The sequence below is a fragment of the Bacteroidota bacterium genome (assembly GCA_005882315.1).
Lineage (GTDB): Bacteria > Bacteroidota > Bacteroidia > Chitinophagales > Chitinophagaceae > VBAR01.
Genome location: VBAR01000001.1, coordinates 420,087 through 443,648 on the forward strand (window position 1 = coordinate 420,087; position 23,562 = coordinate 443,648).

A 23,562-nucleotide genomic window follows, 5' to 3' on the forward strand; every position below is an offset into this window, starting at 1 on the left:
TTTAAAAGTACCGGAAATACTATTGTGTTGTTTGTTCAGTTTTTTTCTTTTTGGGATTTTTTCCAATAGGAATACCTGCTGTTAAATAAAGAACCCTGTTAAATTGATTGGGTGATGAATCATCGATCATAATATCGATCAACCCATAGTAATAGTTCACGCCAAAGTTCATTCCATTCCCTTTCATGAGACGATATCCTGCGCCAATTGCTAACCCTGCATCAATAGGATGAAACTCATCCTTAATGTCTACTTTATACTTCAGGTCCTCTTTATCAATAATTGATTTTTTAAATTCATCGAAAGCTTTGTAACGTAATCCAAGTTGTATTCCGCCTTTTAAATACATATGATTTTGAAAACTGTACTTCATCATCACAGGAACATTGAAGTATTTTATTTTTCTTGTTATTTTTCCCCCGGTAAACGCATTATCAAGGTCCGGGTTACCCAGTGAATAAACAGGTAATTCATCAGCCCCCATATTTGACTTTACAATAACACCGGTATTCAGCATCCAGGATGGATGTTTCAATTTGAAATCAAAATAAAAACCAAGATTAAATGCGGTAAGACTTTTTGCTCCATCAAGATTTTTAACAGTAGCCCAATTGGCTCCTCCTTCTAATCCAAATTCTATTTTCCCGGAGTTTAGTTTATCGCCAAGCAAAATGGAAATCAAAACCTGGGTCCTTGCTGTACTAACAACGGCCAGCAAGCCCATAACAAGAAAATATTTTTTCATGTACTCTTTTTATGTTACAAACCGAAACGCCATTGAAGACCAAGTATAAACTGATTTCGGGTACCCAGGAATCCATATTCACCTCTTAGCATCCAATGTTTATTGAGTTGAAATTGAGATCCGACGATGAAATTCCATGCGTCTTTTGGTCTTTTATCCATAGAATATTGAACAGTTGAGGTTTCTATAGTACTAATGGCATTATCGGCAGCTGACAATAGATTACCTGCTGTAGTCAAAGCTCTGTTCGCAGTATTGTACTTTGCTTCATTTACGGGATTCTGTTGTTGTGGAGGAGTAAGACTTGCCCACCATGCATCTACTTGTTGCTGGGCATCACCTACTTTTACAATCCCCGCATCCACTTTACTCCCTAACTCACCCGGCGGTAATACTTCTGACAGATTAATTGATCCATTTGTTTCCGAGCTGAGTTGCACCCTGAATCCGCCAACCCATATCGCCACCGTTTGCTCAGGTTTTTTCATCTTGAAGTTTTTGCCCAAGCGAGGACCAAAAATAAATGAACGTGCCGGTTTACTTAGTTGAGGCACATCTGTCCATGCAACATTCATATCAAGGGCGAGGAATCCCCCGCCAACACCGATAGTAGGTGTAAAACCTATTCCGTATGTACTGGTATTGAATTCAATTAAAGTATTTGCAGATGCTATCTCTTTCGGCGTATTAGTAGAATCAGGTACCCATATTCCAAATCCAACTTCGGTAGATGCCTGGGCCTTTCCCAAAATTGCATAAATATTCAGAAAAGGGAATAGCCATATATCAGGCCTTATTGTTGTGGCACTAGCTGTTGCACGGGCCGTGTTAAACCTCACTATTTCGTCAAGGTTATACATCGGTCCATTATTAAAACCTACATTCAGATTGTCAATGACAATATCTGATTGCTGCCAGAAATATTGAACACTTAAGCCGGCTGAGTAAGGTAAAGCATATCCGGCCTTGGTAGCTTTTGCACCCAAAATAGGAAGTGAATAGGGATACTCCGATTTCTTGAGGCTGTCAATAAGTTCAGCATTTTTCTGCCCCACCTCTTTATTGGTAAACACCTGGGCAAAAACACCGGATGAAAGGATCGCTAATAAAAACATCAGAATCGTCTTACGGAGAAATTGCTTTGTCTTATCGTTATACAACATATTGGGTTTTTTAAATGATTTTATTGACTTTTTATATAGCCTTGTTTTGTAAACTGGAAGAATTGATACCGTTATAAAAGTCAAAGTTACTTACACAAACCCGTTTGTATAAAAAAACTGGTAGGAATTATTATTATTATTTCACATCCTCCCTCGGCACCATTTCATAATTCAATTGCCTCAATACATCGGCTTCATTATAAAAAGTTCTGCTGCGTGCAATTTTCCCATTTTCGATTTTGTATACTGCATTTACCCAAACATTTACCGGCCCTCTTCCGTCTTTGTATTTAATGGTGAGATAAGCCCAGTTAGAAACCCAATCGCCCGGATCGGCTTGTTCTCCTTCACCAACAGTGAGTGCCATATTTTGATGACGGGTATACTTAACAGATTCATACAGGTTGGCTGCATTGTGTTTCCAGTTGCTGATCGCATCTGCTTTATTGATTGAATCACCAACAGAAGGTCCATAACCCATATAATTATCGGCTAGCAGTGAATCCATGATAGCAGCATTATTGGTTTCTACTGCTTCCATATATTTTTTAGCAATAGCCAGGTTCTCCATTTTATTTTTATCGGTAGTACCAGAGTTGCAGGAAAAAAGGCCGATGCTTAGGGCAGCTAAAAAGATCAGTTGTTTCATAATTGAAAAAAATTTATTGTTGGGGTTACGTTTGCTTTTTATTATTGTTTTGTGTAAAACAATAATCCAATTAATTATATCCTGTTATTTGACAGTGTATCCTTTTCCTTCAATGCATGCAGAAAAAGCTTTGAGATAGCTATCCTTCATTGCCTGTTCTGTTTGTTTTACAGCGGCATCTGCCTGTTGTGCTTGTTGAGCCTTTGCTTGTTTTCCCGCCCTTCTTCCAGCTACACCACCTGCAACAGCCCCGACAGCCGCACCTTCACCTGCATCATCCCCTATTGCCCCGATAGCTGCACCTGCTGCTGCCCCTCTAGCCGCGCCTCTAACTGCAGAACCATCCGGCCCGGTTTCAGCGGGTTTAGCTTCAACTTTTGGCAGGTTGAGCGGATCAATTCCGGATTGTTGCATAGCCCATTTATAACATTCAAATTCATCCTCTTTCTGTTTTTGCTGGCTTTGTCCCTTTGAAGGAAAGACATATAATTTCAACCCATTTGATATCTGGTTATAAGTCATCTTTGATGTGTCTGGGACTGAAGACACCTGGCCTGAAACTATAAAACCAAAGCAGAGGATAGTCACAAGTAAAAAAAATCGTTTAATTGATTTAAAGAAGGAAATGGTTTTCATCTTTTTTGTTTTAAAGGTTATTACTTGGTTATTGATATCTATCTATTTTTTTCGTTTAAATCTTTTTGGCTGTTTCTTTATGACTCACTCCAATTAAAGCTTATAAGAGCAAGCAGCTACTTGTTTTCATCGTTAGTTTTAGAACTTAAAACCTGAACCCGATTTGAATCATATACCTGTATCCCCAGGTGGTAGTATTGGTAGATCCTTTGGATTGAAACTCCCCATCATCAACAAGCTGCCCCCAGTTCGGAAATTTTTCAGTCAGGGCGTCATTAATTGCTTCAAGAAGTTTTTCTCTGTCTGACTCTGATAAATTACCGTCCAGAGTAGCTTTTAAACTATAACTAGAGATCCCGGGCCCGATCAGGATCGCATTCAACGCAAGCCAATTATTAAAAACAAACTGGTAACCCATTTCAAAACCAATAGTATGAATATTGAGGTTGAGTTCCGTTTTCGTTTGGAGTGGAGCACCCCCGTTAGTGCTTTTCAACATCCAGGTTTGATCCCTGGCAAAATTATTATATGAATAATAGGGCCCGATATAAACACCTCTTGGAGCGGCATATTTATTTTCTTTTGACAGGTAGAACCGGAAATCTGCCGAAACATTCAACCCGCTTTTATTTTTGACATTGTTCACTTTCACTGAATCAGTATCGGTATTATCTGAACCGGGAAAACTGGTGGTACCCAAGTTAACGCTGAATGATTGATGGGGATTTAATACCCGTTCATAACCTATAATGAATGAACTACCAAAAATGATCGGGTTAGTAACGTTGAAAAGAATGGTGTTTTTCTTGGGTTTGGTCGTGTCCTGTGCGGATGCCGTTTGTTGTAAACCCGGAAAGATCATTACCAACAAAATGATTTTTTTCATAGTTAAAAGTTTAAATGGTTTTTTAAACAAATTCCCAAATCTGTGTGGAGCAAATTATTTTGTTCTTAATAAGCCCACATCATAGGTAACCTTTTCAACTGCATGGAAATATTTACTGGCAAGCATATCTCTTTCCGGAATGTAAGTTAAATTATAATTTGAACCCGGATAGTTTTCATCTCCTAATTCAACATAAATTTTTAGCATGCCGTCCGCAAAGGTCCATTGACACTTAAGTACAAAGCAATTCGGCAGTTTATTAAAACAAATTCATCCCTTGAAGATCACGACCAGCAACATGAATAAAGAGAAGACGAGCATAAAATAAGAGACACGCAATGATAGGGAATACTGCATTGCTTCTAATTGTAATTTCAATTTCGTAACATTTGATCTATGCTGAATAGTAGCTGTCAGTAACGATATAGTTCCCACGGAAATCATAACAACTCCGATATGCCATCCGTTTATAGTAGTCCCGATCGGATCTGCCCCGGTAACAATTCTTGAATAATAAAACCGATAGACCCCAAAACCAAGTAACAAACACGTTACATTCCATTGTAACCAATTCAATTGTAATCTTTCTAAAATAATTCGATATTTTTCAAGGTTAAAAACATTTTTTTCTGCTTCAAGTATTCGCCTGGTTTCTCTCCACTCCATCCTGGCCATTTCTTTTTTCCTTTTAACCGCTTCCTTTTCCATTTTGGCGATCTTAAATGGATCATTCTTTGCTTTCATTTAAAAGAATTTAATTTACTAAATAAATATGTTGTTGCTTGTAGCATGGATAAGTATATGAAATACCAACTATCAAATTTAATTCATCCCATAATAAGTAAGACTACTGTTTTCTGTCGTACCCAGGACAAGTTCTTTCCAGGCCATCTATCACAGCTGTAGATAGAAAATGTCATTCATATTATTTTTTTTTGAGGATTTGTCCTATTTTACAACTCTAAATATTTCCTGAAAAATTCTTTAAACCCAATTTTATGAAAAAGATCTTCTATCTAGCATTGAGTGTTTTTCTCTTTTCCTGCAATGACGAAAAAAAAGAACCAGAAACTAAGACCCCTGAAGTTGCAAAGCCTTTACCTGAATTTGCTTACCCGGTTGACCGGGCACATTGGAGTATAGGTGACCCAGGCAATACAAAACTGATATTGGATATGTACCATGCATGGGATCAGAAAGATGGGGCGGCCGTTGCCGGATTTTTTGCTGATTCTGCAAATATGGATATGCCCGATGCCCGCAGGCTGGCTTTAAATAATAGTAATGTATATGAAAAATTTGCTAAGGCAAGAAGCCAATATGATAACACTTCCAATAAGATCATTTCAGCCGTCTCGCTTCATAACGATGAATATAATGAAGATTGGGTGCAGGTCATGACCTATAATAAATGGGAATACAAAGACGGCGTAAAAGATTCAATGCTTTATTTTGATAACTGGCGTTTAGTAAATGGTAAGATCAACTACCTGAATAGCCTGCAACAAAAACCTCCGAAATCATTGCTCAAAACACTTGAAAGTAAATAATCTTTTATAAGATCCCTGCAATCAACAATCGCAGGAACATAAAAAAAATCACTCATGTACATGAGTGATTTTTTTATTAATGCTATTCTTAAACCCGTGCAGGGTCTTATCAGAACATGGTATTCTTATTAGCTGATTCTTTTGGCACAGCTTGCTCTACCACCCAATGCTCGGTAATTTTTCCATTCTCTATTTTGAAGATATCTAATCTTGCAAATTCTTTACCATTAGGAGCTACATCCTTTACCATTACCCATACCTTGTCACCTTCAGCTGCAATATGTTTTATATCAACTGTTTTTTTAGTGATATTAGGATTAGTATAAAATGGCCGTAATGCGTCTTTAAAAGCGATTTTCCCATCCTCGAAAAGAGGACTATGCTGAATAATATTATCACCGACATACTTGTCAATCGAGGTTGAATCTTTATCGCCAAAGAAGGCCTGGTAAAATTCTGTAACAAGCTTTTTATTCGCTTCGAGTTTTTGCTGGCTATTATCCGCGTTGCTTTGTTCAACGGGTGTAACAGTAGTTGTACTGCCTTCCTCTTTTTTATCATTGCAGGAAGTAAATGCAATAGCGATCACCATTGATGCTGAAATGAGAGATTGTAATGGTTTCATTTTTTTCAATTTAATAATGGAATATATTTATTGCAAAATAAGAACTCTTGAATTATTAATCTTCGAATAGCAAATATATTTTTAATCACGATGAAAATACGCCCAAATCCATATTTAAAATACAACTGAGCTCTGTTAGTTGGAGCAGCAAAAACCATTCTTAAAATTTTCTTCCTCCCCTATTGAAATTCACGCCTGGCATAAGACAGGGCTGTTTCAGGATTAATTTTTATTTCGTTATACCATTTTTTAGTAATTTGAAATCTATCCTCCCAATTTAAACACCCGTTGAATATGAAAAATCAAAAGCCCCTGGTATTGATCTTGATTTTATTTTTTCACTGAGCCTCTCTTTAAAGCTATATAAAATGACACAAAGCAACGATAAGAATTTTTTCGAACCAGAACGTTCACTTGCCGATGAAATGCGTGATTCTCATAAAGTACTTTCTGATCTATGGCAGGGAATAAGTGCTTTTGAAAACATCAGAAACTGTGTTACGGTTTATGGCTCTGCACGATTTAAGGAAGGGCATCTTTATTATGAACTTGCCCGCAGTATAGGCAAAGCACTTGCCGAGAATGGATTCACTGTTATGACGGGTGGCGGGCCCGGTGTAATGGAAGCCGCCAATCGCGGCGCAAAAGAAGGTGGTGGTAGATCTCTCGGCTGTAATATTTCCCTTCCTTTTGAGCAAAAGATCAATCCATATGTTGATCATAAAGTTGAGTTTGAATTCTTTTTTACACGTAAGGTCATCTTACGAAAAAATTCTATCGCTTATGTTTTAATGCCTGGCGGTTTTGGTACTATGGACGAAATTTTTGAAGTGCTTACTTTAATTCAGACCGGCAAATTACCTCCACGTCCCATTGTGTGTATGGGAGCTGATTACTGGAAACACCTCGGAACATTTTTAAGAGAAACAATGTTGAATGCAGGAACCATTTCTCCGGCAGATATCGAACTTGCTTTTGTAACAGATGATGTACAGAAAGCAGTTGATCATATAAAACAGAATACTCTCAATCTCACGGCACGGAATGAAAATGCAGATATCTATTGAGGAATAAAGCCATACTTAATAAAAATTCTATGCCTTCAATTGTTACTATAACATTTAATCCTTGTCTTGATATAAGCAGTTCTGTGGATGCATTATTGCCTGAAAAAAAAATGCGATGCGCCCCTTTAGTTTATGAAGCCGGTGGCGGGGGTATTAATGTAGCAAGAGGAATAAAAAAGCTAGGTGGCAACCCCCTGGCGATTTACCTGGCCGGAGGAAACAACGGGGCTACATTACAGTCCTTGTTAGAAGCCGAATCGCTGGATACCGTGTTAATTGATACGGGTATCAATACAAGAGTAAACGTGACAATGGTTGATAAGTCAAGCACTCTTCAATATCGTTTTATAACAGCAGGCAATCCTATAAACGAGATATCTTTAGAAAAATGCATACGGGCACTTGAAGAGTTAAGCAATGTTGAATATATAGTTGTAAGCGGAAGTTTGCAAACTGGTTTGCCGCATAATATATTCGAACGTCTGTCTGCAATAGCAAAACAAAAAAAGGCAAAGCTTATAATTGATGCTCCTACAGAAGTTTTGAAGACATATCCTATAAAAGGCGCTTATCTTCTAAAACCTAATCTTAATGAATTAAGCATGCTTGCCGGTAAAGAAGAATTGCAGGACGATGAGATCATAGATGTTGCAAGAATTATTATTTCAAGAAATGTTTGTGAGGTAGTAGTTATATCAATGGGGCCGGCCGGTGCATTGCTTGTTACGAAAGATATCACTGAGCGATTTATAACTCCGATGGTAAAAGCAAAAACCACTGTTGGCGCAGGAGATAGTATGGTTGCGGGTATAGTGATGCACTTAGCATCAAACAAAGACATTAAAGAAGCCGTTCGTTTTGGTGTTGCCTGTGGAACTGCAGCAACCTTGAATGAAGGAACTCAATTATTCAAAATTGAGGATGCAGAAAAATTATATCGGGCTATCCGGACTTTATAAGAGTGCTGATTAACTTCATGAATTGCTTACTACAATTTGAATATATTTGATATAGGCTTAGTCTTCATTTAATATTACAATTAATTTGAAAACCATTAACCACCAAAAAAAATCTATTAGGAACTTCCTGCTTTCTTTTGGAATTGCATTTGGATTAACTCTGCTTTTAAAGGAGCCTGGGTTTAATGATTCGCAGGTATATGTTCTCTTCCTGTTGTTCTTTGCTATTGGATTGTGGATCACCGAACCAATACCGGCATTTGCGGTAAGTCTTTTTATCATTGCATTCCTTGTATTCGCATTGGGAAATAAATATTTTAATTCAGCACCCGAAAACATTGAAGAATATGTAAGCACTTTTTCAGACGGTATTATATGGCTTATGCTGGGTGGTTTCTTCCTGGCTAAAGCAATGGCCAAAACAAACCTGGATGTAGCACTCTTCAAGTTTACACTTAAGATAGCGGGAACTAATCCAAGGAATTTATTGATGGGCGTAATGATCGCAACGATGATAGCCTCTATGTTGTTGTCGAACACAGCCACAACAACTATGGTGTTAGCGATGATTATGCCACTGCTTATATCACTTGGTAAAGAATCAGGCGTTACCAAAGCTTTGGTGTTAGGCATCCCGTTCGCTTCTACTGCAGGCGGCATGGCTACTATTATCGGAACTCCTGCAAATGCCATTGCCGTTGGTGCATTGGAAAAGTCAGGAATTACCGTGGAGTTTATCGACTGGATGGTTTATGGTGTACCCATTGCAATTGTGATCACTGTTGCAGGTTATTTTGCCCTGATCAAAAAATATATAAAGAATACAACTCCTATATCTACTGCTTTCATAGATGATCTGCAAATCGACAAATCAAAGGAATCATCGCAACAGAGAAAGATCGTTATCGCTGTAATTATTGTAACCATTGGGTTATGGATAACCACCTCTTTACATGGAATAAAAGTGGCATCAGTGTGTGCACTGCCTCTTGTTGTGCTTACACTTACAGGTGTGCTTGATGGAAAAGATATCCGGACCTTAGCATGGGATACACTATTGCTGATTGCCGGAGGTTTGTCGCTTGGGCTTGCCCTTCAACATACCGGGTTATTAGATCACTATGCAAAAATGCTGATCACCCTGCAATTAAACAGCCTGGTACTGTTTTTCATATTTGGATTTTTAGCCGTGATACTTGCTAATGTTATGACCAATTCTACTACCACTGCTTTAATAGTTCCTATTTGTATGGTGATCCTTCCGGCTTTTAAATTAGAAGCGAGCATGATCGTAGCACTTTCATCATCAGGAGCATTGTTATTGCTGGCATCAAGTCCTTCTAATGCCATTGTATTTAACACAGGTCTTATTGAACAAAAGGATTTCAGGCTCACAGGAATTCTGTTTGGACTGCTTGCACCTTTGCTCGCAATATTATGGGTGCTTCTAATGACTTAAATTTTTTGTAAACCGATTTAAAATGACAGATAAATACCATTAAAAAGATAAGCACCTTAGTAAGTAACATTAATCAAAAACAATACAAAAATGGACAACAATATTTCTGACTTTCTTAAGAAAAAGGTGAGTCTGTTTGAGCACCTTTCCGAAAATAAATTGGCTGAGATACTCCAAGGTTCACGGGTAGTATCTTACGAATCCAATGAAGCAGTGGTCAGGTTTGGCGAAGATGCAGACTTTCTCGGCGTTTTACTGAAAGGCAAATTGTCCGCTTCTGTTATGGCAGATCAGGGACAGCGTACAACAATCGGACATTTAGAGCAAGGAGCTACTTTCGGCGAAATGGCGTTGATGAGTGGCAATAAAACCATGGCTGATCTTATCGCTGAAACAAATTGCCAGGTGTTGAGGATTCCAGTTGAACTTTTTCAATCAGTTATAATGACTGAACCAAATGCGATTCAACAACTGTCGAAGAATGTAGGCGAACGCTTTAAACAAATGATGGCAGATCCGGAAAAAACTGCAGCTGCTTTTCGTAAGAGTGCAGATCCATACGGTTTACAATTAAAAGGTGAAAGACCTGAGAAAATACTAGTGATCAATTGCGGTTCATCATCTCTTAAATATGCTTTTTTCGATTCTGAAAATGAATCCAACACCGTTCGTGGCCAGGTTGAACGCATCGGTATTGCAGGAACACGTCTAATACATAAAGGACGGACAAATGAAGTGAAACGTGATCTAACAGGAGGTGGATTTGAAGAAGCACTCAAGGCAATGCTGGAGGAGCTTACCGTAAAAGATAATGGTGTCATCCGGGATCCATCAGAAATTACTGTGGTTGGTCATCGCGTTGTGCATGGAGGAGAAAAGTTTAGTGAAGCAGTTGTAATTGATGATGAGATCCTCGGGCACATTGAAGCATTGAATCATCTTGCGCCATTACACAATCCGGTAAATGTTACCGGTATCAAAGAAGCACAAAGAATTTTTTCAACAGTTCCCCATGTAGCTGTTTTCGATACAGCCTTTCATTCAACACTGCCATCTTACGCATACTTATATGGTTTGCCTTATGAGTATTATGAAAAGAAAGGCGTTCGCCGCTATGGATTTCACGGAAGTTCACACTCCTATGTTTGTCTGAAAGCTGCACAGCATTTGCAAAAACGTGTCAACGAATTGAAGATCGTAAATTGTCATTTGGGTAACGGAGCTTCACTTTGTGCCATTGATCACGGCCGTTCTATTGATACATCAATGGGATTCACTCCGGGTGAAGGCCTGATCATGGGTACACGTTGCGGCGATCTTGATCCGGGAGTAATAACATACCTGGAGCGGGAAGCAAACCTGAAAGGTGAACAGATCGATCAACTACTAAATAAGCAAAGTGGTTTACTTGGTCTTTCAGGAATTTCCGGAGACATGCGAGAAGTTGAAAAGGCAGCTAACAATGGAGACATAAGGGCATTGGTAGCATTAAAGGCATTTACTTATCGTGTACGAAAATACATCGGTGCTTATCTCGCTGCGATGAGCGGCATGGATGTCCTGATCTTTACCGGGGGAATTGGACAAGGTAGTGCCGGTGTTCGTTCGCTTGCATTACAAGGACTTCAATGCATGGGTATTCATCTCGACGATCAACGCAACCGCGAAGCTGATGGATCTTCTGAGATCTGCCGAATCTCAACCGATGATTCTCCAATTACAATACTCATCGTTCCTACCGATGAAGAGCGGATGATTGCAAGAGAAACACTTCGCTCTTTAAGCCGTTCCTATCTTAAGCAGATAGTAAAAACTCGACAGAAGGAACAATTCCTGATTGAAGTCTCAGCACATCATATTCACCTTGCGCAGGAAGATGTGGAAGCGTTATTCGGTAAAGGACACCAGTTAACTAAGAAAAGTGATCTCTCTCAACCCGGTCAGTTTGCATGCGAGGAACAACTGAACATCATTGGACCCAAAGGTACTATCGGTCGGGTCCGTGTATTAGGGCCAACCCGAAAGGAAACACAGGTAGAAATTTCCATGACAGAACAGTTTAAACTAGGCATTCATCCACCTATCCGTGAATCTGGCGACTTACAGGATACTCCCGGATGTATATTAGAAGGAACTGTCGGCAAAGTAGAACTTAAAAGAGGTGTCATTTGTGCTTTACGCCATATACATATGACGCCTGCTGATGCACTACGGTATGGATTAAAAGATAAATCAACGGTTCATGTTCGTGTGCAGGGAGATCGGGAGCTTGTATTTGGCGATGTGCTCATTCGTGTAAATCCAAACTACAGTCTTGCTATGCATATAGACACTGATGAAGCCAATGCCGCTCACTTACAAACAGGTGCGCAAGGATTTATTGAAGGAATTCAAAACCAAAGCTAAATCAGAGAACCAGATCTAATAATCAGTTACTGATACAAAAACAAAATTATTATGAGCAAACTAACCGGTCGTTCAATAATTCGTAATCCCCGAACAAATAAGGGTACTGCGTTTACTATAGAAGAAAGACAGAAATATGGTTTAATAGGGTTGATGCCAAATGTAGTGGAGACGATGGAAACACAGATACAACGGGTGCATATACAATTAGACAATTTCGAATTGCCGATCCAAAAATATATGTATCTGAATAATCTGCTTGATAGCAATGAGACCTTGTTTTTCAAAACCATCATCAGCGAACCGGCTAAGTACTTACCGTTGGTTTACACACCCACTGTTGGTGAGGCTTGTGAGAAATTCGGTCATATTGCCCGGCAGACAAAAGCACTGTTTATTTCTATTGAACAAAAGGATAACATTAAAGAGCTGCTTAAAAACTGGCCGGTTGATGATGTTCGCTTTACAGTTGTTACAGATGGTGAACGCATATTAGGACTTGGGGATCTTGGCATATGTGGTATTGGTATTCCTATTGGCAAATTAATTTTATATACAAGCTGTGCTGGCGTTCCTCCTGAATATACATTGCCAATTGTGTTGGATGCAGGAACCAACAATGAAACATTTCTAAATGATCCCCTCTATCCCGGTTTAAAGAAAAAAAGAGTTAGCGGTGCAGCGTTTGATGATTTTGTTGAAGCCTTTGTTGTTGCGATCAATGAAGTATTTCCAAAGATCTGTATTCAATGGGAAGATTTTGCGGGTAAAGATGCGATCCGCATCCTGGATAAATATCGTGACAGGGTTTCTACATTTAATGATGACATGCAAGGCACGGCAGGTGTTGCTACTGCCGGCATCATTACTGCAAGCCGGTTTTCAGGTAAACCTTTTAGTGAACAACGAATTCTTTTTTTGGGAGCAGGAGCAGCAGCATTTGGCATTGCGGATATGCTTGTTCATAAGTTTCAAAAAGATGGCCTTACCAAAGAAGAAGCACATAAGCAAGTGTGGATGTTTGATGTAAATGGATTGCTTGTCAAATCAAGAACTGATCTTGCCGATTATCAAATGCCTTTTGCACATGATAGCGAACCATCAGATGATTTTGCAAAGTCTATCCTTAAAATAAAACCAACGGCTATCATCGGGGTCAGTACAGTGGGAGGTGCTTTTAATCAACAGGTGATTGAAAACATGTGTGCCGTAAATGAACGACCTGTTATTTTTCCTTATTCAAATCCAACATCACATTCAGAGTGTACCGCAGAACAAGCTTATACCTGGAGTAAAGGCAAAGCGATTTTTGCCAGTGGCAGTCCGTTTGCACCAGTAACTTTTGAAGGCCGCACATTCACACCGGGCCAGGGCAATAATGTCTATATTTTCCCAGCTGTGGGCCTTGCAATATTTGCAACCGAAGCTAAAAGAGTTACTAATGAAATGTTTGTTGCGGCTGCTGAAGCAGTGGCCGAACAGGTGACTGAAGAAAACTACGCAAAGGGTTTGATCTATCCGCTAATTAATGATATCCTGAAGGTATCTTATAACGTAGCGATAAAAGTTGCTGAAAAAATATTTGAAAGCGGATTAGCTGGTATAAAAAAACCAAAGGACCTGGGAACATTTATTAAAAGCAAAATGTACGAACCAAAATATCGTTAATTCCCAAATGGAAACCTTCGGTTCAGAAAAACCAGGTTTATCAATTACTTTTTAAAAAATTAAAACCAACTATTATGTTACCATTATTACTTAGAAAATCGTGGGTGATACTACTGCAAGGCATTTTGCTTATCATCCTTAGCATTTTTATTTTCAATAACCCGGTAGCAGTGCTTGCCGGAATTTCAATTTGGTTTGGATTAATATTGACTGGTGCTGGCCTGATTGGTATTATTTCCTGGTTCGTTAGTGAGAAAGAAGAAAGAGAAGAAATGTCACTTTTCTGGAGTGCTATGACTTTTGCATTTGGGTTAATACTAGTATTCAATTTATTGGCTGCAATGAAATTACTTACTGTCATCTTTGGCCTTTGGATCCTCTTCTCAGGTATCCTGTTGTTTAAAAATGGATTGGCTCTCAAAAGTCACAACGCTGGTGGATGGGGCATGATAATAATAAGTATCTTGTCTGTGCTGCTTGCAATAATGATGATCTTCAACATTAATACTGGTGCTATTGCCATTTCTACACTACTTGGCGTGCAGGTATTACTTATTGGGATTGCATTAATATTTTTATCTTTTGTTAAAAAAACGTTTAGAGGTAAGATCAGGGATAAAATTGTAGCTATGAAATAAAGACGTGACTATTCATAGTCCGGAAATTGGAACGGTGCCATTTACTTTTTCGGATTTTTGTACCACTTTTTTGTCAGGTGCTGTAATGGTATTAATCCCTTCTGCTATCGTTTTTGCCGGTACTGTTATTTCAAAAACATGATAACTCCATGCCGGCATATCCAAATACATTCCTCCCGACAACAGTTCATTTCCCTGGCGATCATAAACAGTTGTATTCATACAATCATTGAGCCGAACCAATTCATTAGCCAGTTCATCAAATGGTAATCGGATATAGCATTGGCTTGAATGGGGCGCATAGTTAACAGCTATCAACGCCAACTCACCATTCGATCCTTTCCATGAAAACGCAAGAAAAGAATCCGAGCTGTTATTCCCATCCCAGGCTGGCATGCATTGGAGTAAACGCCAATCGCCATCGCGGAAGAGTGGTGTGTTGATCACTGCAAGCAGTTCAGTATAAAATAATAGCAAATCTGTATTGACTGGCTCCTGCGGGCCACGGACCAGGTGTGGCGAAATTCGTTTTGTTCTTCCTTCAAATTCTCCCTGGTGAAAAAACCTAAGTCCCGGTGATAAGAATGTTATCACGGCAGCGGCTTTATGTATGTCTATTTCGAATGCTGATGCTGCCCGGCATTCATCGTGATTTTCAAGAAAGCGGACCAACTTAACTTGATAATCAAGTTCTGCATAAAAGTGTTCCCGCACCGGTTTGGCCTCGCCTTCATGTAAACGATCATAAAGTCTTTTATCATACGTATAATCGAAACCTTGTTGCTGAAGATCCCATTCCATATCCCAATAAACCTCAGCCATAAAACAAAAGTCGGGAACTCTGTCACGAACATCTTTTATGGCTTTGGGCCAGAAGGGTTCAATTTTTCGGCCCCAGGTTTTTTCAAAAACTTCAGGTACAATAAGCATTGCCATATCACATCTTACACCGTCGCACTGATCAGCAATACGAAGAAGTTCATCTCTCATTGCCTCCTGCATTGCAGGATTACTAAAATCCAATTGAAGTGTATCCGGCCAACCAGAAAAATGAGGATCCCGGCCATAGGCCATTATCAAATCATCTTTTCTTCGTTTTACAACAGTAAAGTTCAGCGGAAACCTTTCAAGATCGCTTTGAGTTCCATGAATAAAATAATCAGGATGTTCTTCAACCCAGGGATGATCTGGCGCCATATGATTGGGAACAAAATCAAGCATCAGTTTCAATCCATACTGCTTTAATCTTGATCGTAGTCTTGATAAAGCAGCATCTCCACCAAGATCAATATGGACTGTATAACCAGTGACAGCAAAACCGGAACCTGCAATATCTTCTTCATTTAAATCCGGGAGTGTTTCTTCAAAATCATTCCGCCAATCCTGATTTTCACACGACACCTTGCGGCCTAGTTCACCTGTTTGCCAGACACTCAGAAACCAGACCCAATCAAAACCTGCCTCAGCAAGTTGTTCCAATGCATCGTTCGGAATATCATCCAATGTAGCCGGACGTTTCAGTTTCCCTGACAATTCCGTAAGCCATACTCTAGTATTTACCTGGTATAGAGTTGGGTATTTTGGATGCTTTGTCATGGTTTTCGGTATTCCTGTTTCACTACCTCTTTTTTAGAAAGTTTGTTACTAACCAATTTTATTGGCTGCTATATTGAACTCATTTTATATACAAGATATAGAATTATTAAAAGCAAAATGTATGAACCAAAATATCATTAATTTCAATTGATAAAATGTTGAACTGGCTTTTTATAATCGAATTGTTATACCTGCTTGTCCTGGTAATAGTTTGTATCCGCATTATTTATGACACCAACAGTACGGATAAAACTTTAGCATATATATTGCTTGCTATTTTCATTCCGCTTTTTGGTATTCTTTTCTATTTCGCATTCGGGGTCAATTATCGTAAGAGAGAATTTTACAGTAAGAAAATAATCAATGACGATAATCTTTGGAACCAAATAAAACAGGATATCTCTCTCTATTCAGCGCAAACCTATTTCAACATAGCTGAGTCAGATCGACCCAACAAGCACCTGGCTAAATATTTATCAAATGAAATGAGTCCGCTAACTCCAGGTAATACGGCCCGCCTATTGATCAATGGTGAAGAAAAGTTTCCAGAAGTAATAAAAGCATTAGAAGAAGCGAAGGATCATATTCACATTGAGTATTACATATATGAAAACGATAAGATCGGTAAAACCATTGAAGAAATATTAATAAGAAAGGCAAACCAAGGAGTATCTGTCCGATTTATTTATGACGATTTTGGAAGTCATGGGATCCGCAAGAACATAGCGATAAGACTTAGAAATGCTGGAGTTGAGACTTACCCATTTTATAAGATCCCATTTCTAAGAATGGTTAATCATTTGAATTACCGGAACCACAGGAAGATCATAGTAATTGACGGGAAAAAAGCTTTTGTAGGAGGAATTAATGTCAGCGATAAATATATCAACGAGCCGGCATCCATGAACAAATTATTTTGGCGTGATACACATTTAATGATCGAAGGACCTGGTGCGTATTATTTACAATACCTATTTATTTGCGATTGGAATTTTTGTTCTGGAAAACCTTTAGAGAATATCAAACATTATTTCCCTGATGATTACCGGAACAACCCGCCCGGCGATAAAATAATTCAAATTGCAGCAAGCGGACCTGACTCCATTAACCCAACGATCCTGTATTCGTTATTATATACTATATACCGGGCAGAGCAGGAAATTCTGATCACTACTCCTTATTTTATACCTGATCAAAGCTTAATGGATGCACTCATGGTGGCAGCACTTGCCGGAGTGTCGGTTCAGTTATTAGTTCCTGAAAAATCCGACTCGCGGCTTGTACAGTTAGCCGCTTGTTCTTATTATGCTGATCTGCTCTCCGCAGGAGTTAAAATATTTCTTTACCAGGATGGTTTTGTTCATGCAAAAACATTGGTTATAGACAAGAAGATTGCTGTTATAGGCACTGCCAATATGGATGTCAGGAGCTTTGATCTGAATTTCGAAGTGAATGCAATTGTTTATGATGAAGAACTCGCTTCATCACTTGCCAGTGTATTTAATTCAGATATTAATGATGCAATATTGGTGGATAGAGACGCCTGGTTAAACAGACCTATCAGCAGAAAGCTCCTGGAAAAAACTGCCAGGCTGGTATCACCTTTACTTTAATGAGTCACAATAATTTCGGCTATACACTCCCAGCAATTTTTTTTTACAAAAAAATACATGATGAAATTGATTTATTCTTATCTTCAAATTTCTATTGCCTGCTTTCCCTTTTGGAGGATTTATCAACCCGTACCAGTGAAAATAAAGTTCGGGTACTGCTTATAGATTTAAGTGAATAACTACTACAAAGATCATACGGAGAAAATTTAAGGGCTTCCAGTTATAAACCGGAGCATTGTTTAATATGCAAGGAAGCAAGAAAAACAACTTCGTCTGGATCGTAAAATTTTTTATTGTAATTTATATTCTAATGCAGCTTTTAAAACAAGTCTATTGCCTAACTAAAAAATCATAATTCATGAAACCAAAAATTCTTCTTTTTGTCACTTTATTAGCAATCGGTGTGTCCTGCAGAAAGGAACCCAACTATGACCAACTTACCTACCAACAAGTTGTTGCTACCGACCGGGATCTGGGAGCTGTTTTTTCCGATTACTCCACTTATTTTATATCGGATTCAGTAAGTGTTGTAGCAACTAACCCGAACGACACTATCTTAACTGGTGCACTTGCACTACAATTGGTGAATGCTATTAAAACCAATATGAACACCAGGGGATACACATTTGTAGCCCGTAATGCAAATCCCCATCTTGCTTTACGGCTCACCGTTATTAAGGACATAACACGGACAGCCGTTTGTGGTGGTTGGTGGGATGGCTGGTGGGGTTATTATCCACCCTGGTACTGGGGTTATCCTGGTTATGGTTATTATTATCCATGGTGCACATCTTATACATATACCATTGGCACATCTACCCTGTATATATTTGATCTGAAGAATGCCGGAGCTAATCATAATCTCCGGGCTCTTTGGGGAGCTACTATGTTTGGAGCTTTCAGTACTACCAACAATCAAACCAATGCCGACTTGACTACTACAGCAATTAACCAGGCATTTGCGCAATCAACTTATATCAAAAAATAAAATCTTAGAAATATGAAAAAATTATTTATCCCGATATTTATTTCTGTCTTATGTTTTGGTTCAGCAAACGCTCAGAGCAACTGGCGTATGAAAGATATGATGACAGTTAATTGGCAAATTGCTACACCTTTAAGTACAACTTACCTGAAAGAAACTTCACTAGCCGGTGGAAGTTTTGAGTATCGTCATTTTTTAAAACCAAACGTCAGTATAGGCGGTGGGATCAGCTGGAACTCATTTGAGCAATACATTCCTCCTCGTGTATATGAAAAACCTGATGGCTCCGCGGCTATCTACACAGATTTTGTTCACCAGGTGTACACCTTGCCAATGTATCTCAATGTTCATTACTATTTTAATGGCGGCGAAAATCTTAAGCCCTATGCTGGTATTGGACTTGGTGGACAATACAGTGAACAAAGCGCCTACTACAATACCTTCGTTACTGAAGAAAACAATTGGGGATTTGTAGCCCGGCCTGAAGTTGGGTTGTTGTACAAGCTTGGTCAATCTGCCGGTATTCATGCCAATGTGGGTTTAAACTATGCTACGAACAAAAATGAATCTTTTAAAATCGACGAGCTGAAACATGTTTATTATTCAATTGGCGCCTTTTGGAATTTATACTGATCATTTTTAAAATTTATAAAATAGCCATTCGTTACGAATGGCTATTTTATTTTTCGTTATATTAAACATCGAAAGTTTTATAAACACTAATTAATTTATCCCTTAATTATTCTTATATCATGTCAAAAGAAAAAAAATCAAAAAACAAAAATGCCGTTCAAGAAAAATTGAGTGAATTACCTTCAATGAGCAGAAAGGAACGCATTGAACGTTCCAGGAAATTCTCAGGACAATATTGTGTTGGCGATGGAACTAATTTTCGTCTTAAGGATTATAATACAGAGCCAAGTTTTGAATTAGGTAAGGAAGATAAACCATTGGTAAAGGAGACCCTTCAAATGGGTGTTGAAGCATTGGCCGCCTTGCAGGATATTTTATACGCACAGGATAAATGGTCGTTATTGCTGGTGTTCCAGGCGATGGATGCTGCCGGAAAAGATGGCGCCATCAAACATGTGATGTCAGGTGTTAATCCACAGGGTTGCCAGGTCTCATCTTTTAAAGCACCCAGTTCAGAAGATATGGACCATGATTTTTTATGGCGCTGTCAAAAGCATTTGCCTGAACGTGGACGCATAGGAATTTTTAACCGTTCGTATTATGAAGAAGTCCTGGTGGTACGTGTACATGAACAAATTTTAAAAGGACAAAAACTGCCTAAAAAATTAGTTACTGAAAATATCTGGGAAGAGCGGTTTAAAGACATTCGCAATTTTGAAAAATACCTGTATCGTAATGGAACCGTCGTTATCAAATTTTTTCTGAATGTTTCAAAAGATGAGCAACGTAAACGCTTTATTGAACGTGTTGACGATCCGGATAAGAACTGGAAATTCAGTGCTGCTGATGCAAAAGAACGTGGTTATTGGAAAGAGTATATGGTAGCCTACGAAGAGATGATAAAACATACGTCTACTGAAAAATCTCCCTGGTACGTAGTTCCTGCAGATAGCAAACCCTATGCTCGTATTGTAATTGCATCCGCAATAATAAATGCCTTAGATGGGATGGGGTTAGAATATCCTAAAGTGAGCAAGGAAAAAATTGCGGAGTTGCAGGTTATTAAAGAAGCATTACTTGCTGAAAAATAATTCAACGGCCTTCCGGAAATAAACTTAATGTCATGTGGAAACTACATTTTCCTCCTTTTGAATGGCTTAAAGGCTATAGTTCAAGAACACTTAGACATGATTTAGTTTCCGGAATAACACTTGCTGCTTATGGCATACCGGTATCATTAGCTTATGCAACACTTGCAGGCCTGCCCCCGCAATATGGTATATATGGTTACCTGTTAGGAGGTTTGTTTTATGCTATGTTAGGCAGTAGCAAGCAACTTGCTATTGGACCTACTTCTGCAATCTCATTGCTTATAGGAACAACTATTGCAGGTATGGCTAACGGTGATGTGCAACGCTGGGCAGACATTGCATCGTTAACCGCTTTAGTATTTTCAGTATTGGCCATACTTGCTTATTTTTTACGGCTAAGCGGCATTATCAATTTTATAAGCGAAACAGTTTTAGTTGGATTCAAAGCCGGCGCATGTTTAACTATTGGCTTAACTCAATTACCGAAATTATTAGGAGTTAAGGGTGGCGGGGAAAATTTCTTCGAACGTCTTGTCGCAATCTTTCGGCAAGTGCCGGATACCAACTTAACCGTTTTTATTTTTGGAATTTCTGCCATTGCAATTTTATTGCTGGGAGAAAAATTATTGCCCGGCCGCCCGGTTGCAATTGTGGTGGTGATCGCATCTATCATTTTAATATCAGTTACTTCACTTGGTGATCAGGGATTCAAAATCGTAGGCATTATTCCAGCAGGACTGCCATCATTTCATTTGCCCACATTAAGCTTTAGAGATGTTGATGGCGTTATTCCACTTGCACTTGCCTGTTTCCTGCTCGCCTATATAGAAAGTGTTTCAGCTGCAAGAGCATTGGCACAAAAGAATGGATATGATATTGATGCACGACAGGAATTGCTTGCATTAGGCGTTGCCAATGCTGCAACTGCACTCGGCCAGGGTTACCCGGTTGCAGGTGGCTTATCACAATCAGCGGTAAATGACACAGCAGGTGCTAAAACCCAGATGTCATTAGTATTTGCATCAGCAACTATTGGTTTGTGTCTTTTATTTTTAACCGGTATGCTTGCAAATTTACCTATGGTAATTCTTGCTTCCATTGTATTTGTTGCTATAAGAGGTTTATTTGATTTAAAAGAACTGAAATATTTATTCAGAGTTGACAAAAAGGAATTTGCAATTGCAATGGTTGCACTGTTTGGCGTTATCTTTTTTGGAATTTTAAAAGGCGTTTTACTTGCTGCATTAGTCACTATTCTAATGCTTATTAAAGCTGCCACTAGTCCAAATATTGCTTTTTTGGGAAGAATTCCCGGCACAAAACGTTATTCAGATAAAGGACGACATCCTGACAACGAAAATATTCCCGGAGTTTTGATTGTGCGTATCGAATCATCTATATTTTATTTTAATGCAGATTTTATCCGCGAAGTAATTATGTCGAAAATTAAGAAAGCAAACAATTCGGTTAATACAATAATATTTGACTTAAGCTCGTCACCGCACATTGACATCGCCGGTGCAAGATTATTAAAAAGACTTTTTACAGATCTCAACGCAAAAGGAATAACACTAAAAATAGCCGAAGCCCGTTCTGAAGTTCGTGATAAGTTACGCTCCGAAAAGCTTGAAGATTTTTTTGGACATTTCAGTCGATTTATTTCCGTTCATGATCTGGTGGAAGAATCTGTTAAATAAAAATTATTTACCCGAATCACCATAACCACCATTCTGCTTTCACACCAAAATAGTGACCAAATTTTTTACTACCGGTTTGTGCCAGGTAAGGTGAGTAGAGGTTATCAGCAGCAAATTGATTGTAACGTGCCACACTGTAAACAAACCTGAAATGAGGCCGACTCCAAACATCCCGTTGTCCATTGGGAACTAAAGTTGGAGCTATGCTGAATTTAATCATCTGTGCAGGGTTTTGCGTACCATCTTTCCTGGAAGTAAAATTCAATTCGTGTAATAAATGAAACCAATTTTTTATATACCAGGTTCCCCGGGCACCAATGCCAACATCTGTCTTTCGGTTAAATAATTTTTTTCCGTTATAATCTTCTGTCATATTAAGACTATCACTGGCTCCTTTGCTTTTTGTAAAAATGCCGTAAGCATTCAATGAATAATGCTTGTTTATATTCCACAAGACGGTTTGAGTAATGGCTAATGACGAAGCATTTTTAAATTTCTGTGTCTCGAGGTTAGGACCTCCATAGGTAAGAAAAGTTCTGCTTCCACCACCGTTACCACCATTAGCGATGCCAGCACCAAAGCGAATACTTGCCTCATAAAAGGAGCCAGGCAAACCTTTTAAAAAATTCGTCTTGTATTTAACGCCCAACACAGATCCGTGGTCAGCCGGATAATTTAAACTTGTAGTAGTATCTGATAAAGTGGCATTGGCCAATTGGTGATATTCCGCCATCAACTTAAGATATCCACCGTTATTCGAAGGAATGGTATGCTCGAGAATATAAACAACCCGATTGCGCAATCCGAGTACAGGAGTGCCATTGATAATGTTCAGATAAAAATAAGGTGGTACAGTTGAGTTTGTATCCACTGAACCTGGAAACGTCATTGAAAACTGTGTATTCTTATACTGTATGCCAAAGCCCTGGGAGCTGTGATCGTCAAAATGGAAATGATCAATAATATGAATATCGCTACCGCTAAAAAGCCTTGCGCCGATCCAAACAGTCCATGGACTACCCATAATATTTTTTGCTTCAGCAAAAAGTTCAGGCATCGCCACTGTAATGCCACCATATGAATTACTGGTGACGTTTCCGATGATCTGACCTTGTGTTGTATAGAAAGCTAAACGTACCTGTGCAGTTATCTTTGTGGTATCAGAGGCACCACTTACCGGTGCAAAATGAAGTGCTGTAGCTAATTCAAGGTAATCAGCCTCCTCCATACGTCCTCCAATTGATCCCATTCCATTTAGATTGAGAGATCGGGGATACTGCATCTTATCTCCCCGGGCAACTCCTACACGACCGTAGCTACCTATTGAAAGATGTTTGTTGGCCATTACGGGTAGCTGTCCACTTAGTGAAATGGATATTCCTGCTATCATGAAACTTAGAAAAAAGATTCTTCTCATAATAGAGTATGCATAGTTTTATTCTGGCTTCATTCCGGGCAATCAATACCAAAACTTTTGCTTCAAATATTTACTGCCT

21 protein-coding genes are annotated in these 23,562 nt (G+C 38.8%); 12 read left to right on the top strand and 9 right to left on the bottom strand.

The annotated features are described in order from the left end of the window. Positions 1 to 19: 19 nt before the first annotated feature. The 6 genes from E6H07_01670 to E6H07_01695 all read right to left on the bottom strand — a co-directional run bounded on the left by E6H07_01670 (position 20) and on the right by E6H07_01695 (position 4,823). Positions 20 to 745 carry a PorT family protein gene (locus E6H07_01670; GenBank protein ID TMI64651.1) on the bottom strand — a complete coding sequence of 242 codons (726 nt, stop codon included), beginning with the start codon at positions 743 to 745 and terminating at the stop codon, positions 20 to 22. A gap of 14 nt (positions 746 to 759) precedes the next feature. Beyond that, positions 760 to 1,860 carry a hypothetical protein gene (locus E6H07_01675; protein ID TMI66438.1) on the bottom strand — a complete coding sequence of 367 codons (1,101 nt, stop codon included), beginning with the start codon at positions 1,858 to 1,860 and terminating at the stop codon, positions 760 to 762. A 184-nt stretch (positions 1,861 to 2,044) separates the two neighbouring features. Continuing rightward, on the bottom strand, positions 2,045 to 2,557 hold the full coding sequence (locus tag E6H07_01680; protein TMI64652.1) for a nuclear transport factor 2 family protein: 513 nt from the start codon (positions 2,555 to 2,557) through the stop codon (positions 2,045 to 2,047). 84 nt (positions 2,558 to 2,641) lie between these two features. Then, the gene (locus E6H07_01685; protein TMI66439.1) at positions 2,642 to 3,079 is read right to left on the bottom strand and encodes a hypothetical protein; all 438 of its coding nucleotides are present in this window, start codon (positions 3,077 to 3,079) and stop codon (positions 2,642 to 2,644) included. A gap of 259 nt (positions 3,080 to 3,338) precedes the next feature. Continuing rightward, positions 3,339 to 4,079 (bottom strand): DUF3575 domain-containing protein, encoded by a 741-nt coding sequence (locus E6H07_01690; GenBank protein TMI64653.1) that lies wholly within the window; start codon positions 4,077 to 4,079, stop codon positions 3,339 to 3,341. 270 nt (positions 4,080 to 4,349) lie between these two features. Then, positions 4,350 to 4,823 carry a hypothetical protein gene (locus tag E6H07_01695; GenBank protein ID TMI64654.1) on the bottom strand — a complete coding sequence of 158 codons (474 nt, stop codon included), beginning with the start codon at positions 4,821 to 4,823 and terminating at the stop codon, positions 4,350 to 4,352. A gap of 254 nt (positions 4,824 to 5,077) precedes the next feature. On the opposite strand from E6H07_01695, the gene E6H07_01700 reads away from it, so the two are divergent. Further along, on the top strand, positions 5,078 to 5,629 hold the full coding sequence (locus E6H07_01700) for a hypothetical protein (protein TMI64655.1): 552 nt from the start codon (positions 5,078 to 5,080) through the stop codon (positions 5,627 to 5,629). Positions 5,630 to 5,738: 109 nt separating this feature from the next. Here E6H07_01700 and E6H07_01705 read toward each other — a convergent pair whose 3' ends face one another. Then, a complete protein-coding gene (locus E6H07_01705; GenBank protein ID TMI64656.1) occupies positions 5,739 to 6,254 on the bottom strand; it encodes a hypothetical protein in 516 nt (171 codons plus the stop codon). A gap of 368 nt (positions 6,255 to 6,622) precedes the next feature. Between E6H07_01705 and E6H07_01710 the strand changes: the two genes are divergently transcribed. The 6 genes from E6H07_01710 to E6H07_01735 all read left to right on the top strand — a co-directional run bounded on the left by E6H07_01710 (position 6,623) and on the right by E6H07_01735 (position 14,451). Then, positions 6,623 to 7,321 (top strand): TIGR00730 family Rossman fold protein, encoded by a 699-nt coding sequence (locus E6H07_01710; protein TMI64657.1) that lies wholly within the window; start codon positions 6,623 to 6,625, stop codon positions 7,319 to 7,321. Positions 7,322 to 7,350: 29 nt separating this feature from the next. Further along, a complete protein-coding gene (locus E6H07_01715) occupies positions 7,351 to 8,280 on the top strand; it encodes a 1-phosphofructokinase family hexose kinase (GenBank protein ID TMI64658.1) in 930 nt (309 codons plus the stop codon). A 73-nt stretch (positions 8,281 to 8,353) separates the two neighbouring features. Further along, positions 8,354 to 9,739 carry a DASS family sodium-coupled anion symporter gene (locus E6H07_01720; protein ID TMI64659.1) on the top strand — a complete coding sequence of 462 codons (1,386 nt, stop codon included), beginning with the start codon at positions 8,354 to 8,356 and terminating at the stop codon, positions 9,737 to 9,739. A 90-nt stretch (positions 9,740 to 9,829) separates the two neighbouring features. Continuing rightward, positions 9,830 to 12,145, top strand: a complete 2,316-nt coding sequence (locus E6H07_01725; GenBank protein TMI64660.1) for an acetate/propionate family kinase — start codon at positions 9,830 to 9,832, stop codon at positions 12,143 to 12,145. Between the two features lie 51 nt (positions 12,146 to 12,196). Then, positions 12,197 to 13,813 carry an NAD-dependent malic enzyme gene (locus tag E6H07_01730; GenBank protein ID TMI64661.1) on the top strand — a complete coding sequence of 539 codons (1,617 nt, stop codon included), beginning with the start codon at positions 12,197 to 12,199 and terminating at the stop codon, positions 13,811 to 13,813. A gap of 74 nt (positions 13,814 to 13,887) precedes the next feature. Further along, positions 13,888 to 14,451, top strand: coding sequence for a hypothetical protein (locus E6H07_01735; GenBank protein ID TMI64662.1), 564 nt, complete (start codon positions 13,888 to 13,890; stop codon positions 14,449 to 14,451). Positions 14,452 to 14,463: 12 nt separating this feature from the next. Here E6H07_01735 and E6H07_01740 read toward each other — a convergent pair whose 3' ends face one another. Further along, a complete protein-coding gene (locus tag E6H07_01740) occupies positions 14,464 to 16,047 on the bottom strand; it encodes an alpha-amylase (protein ID TMI64663.1) in 1,584 nt (527 codons plus the stop codon). A 158-nt stretch (positions 16,048 to 16,205) separates the two neighbouring features. On the opposite strand from E6H07_01740, the gene cls reads away from it, so the two are divergent. The 5 genes from cls to sulP all read left to right on the top strand — a co-directional run bounded on the left by cls (position 16,206) and on the right by sulP (position 22,066). Beyond that, positions 16,206 to 17,660: a cardiolipin synthase gene (cls, locus tag E6H07_01745; GenBank protein ID TMI66440.1), complete on the top strand. Its 1,455-nt coding sequence runs from the start codon at positions 16,206 to 16,208 to the stop codon at positions 17,658 to 17,660. A 358-nt stretch (positions 17,661 to 18,018) separates the two neighbouring features. After that, entirely contained in the window at positions 18,019 to 18,648 is a 630-nt protein-coding gene (locus E6H07_01750; GenBank protein ID TMI64664.1) for a DUF4136 domain-containing protein, read from the top strand. Positions 18,649 to 18,660: 12 nt separating this feature from the next. Next, on the top strand, positions 18,661 to 19,278 hold the full coding sequence (locus E6H07_01755) for a porin family protein (GenBank protein ID TMI64665.1): 618 nt from the start codon (positions 18,661 to 18,663) through the stop codon (positions 19,276 to 19,278). Between the two features lie 119 nt (positions 19,279 to 19,397). After that, positions 19,398 to 20,369, top strand: coding sequence for a polyphosphate kinase 2 family protein (locus tag E6H07_01760; protein TMI64666.1), 972 nt, complete (start codon positions 19,398 to 19,400; stop codon positions 20,367 to 20,369). Between the two features lie 32 nt (positions 20,370 to 20,401). Continuing rightward, positions 20,402 to 22,066, top strand: a complete 1,665-nt coding sequence (gene sulP, locus E6H07_01765) for a sulfate permease (protein ID TMI64667.1) — start codon at positions 20,402 to 20,404, stop codon at positions 22,064 to 22,066. A gap of 16 nt (positions 22,067 to 22,082) precedes the next feature. Here the strand turns inward: sulP and E6H07_01770 are convergent, their stop codons facing one another. Next, positions 22,083 to 23,456: a carbohydrate porin gene (locus tag E6H07_01770; protein TMI66441.1), complete on the bottom strand. Its 1,374-nt coding sequence runs from the start codon at positions 23,454 to 23,456 to the stop codon at positions 22,083 to 22,085. Positions 23,457 to 23,562 lie beyond the last annotated feature (106 nt).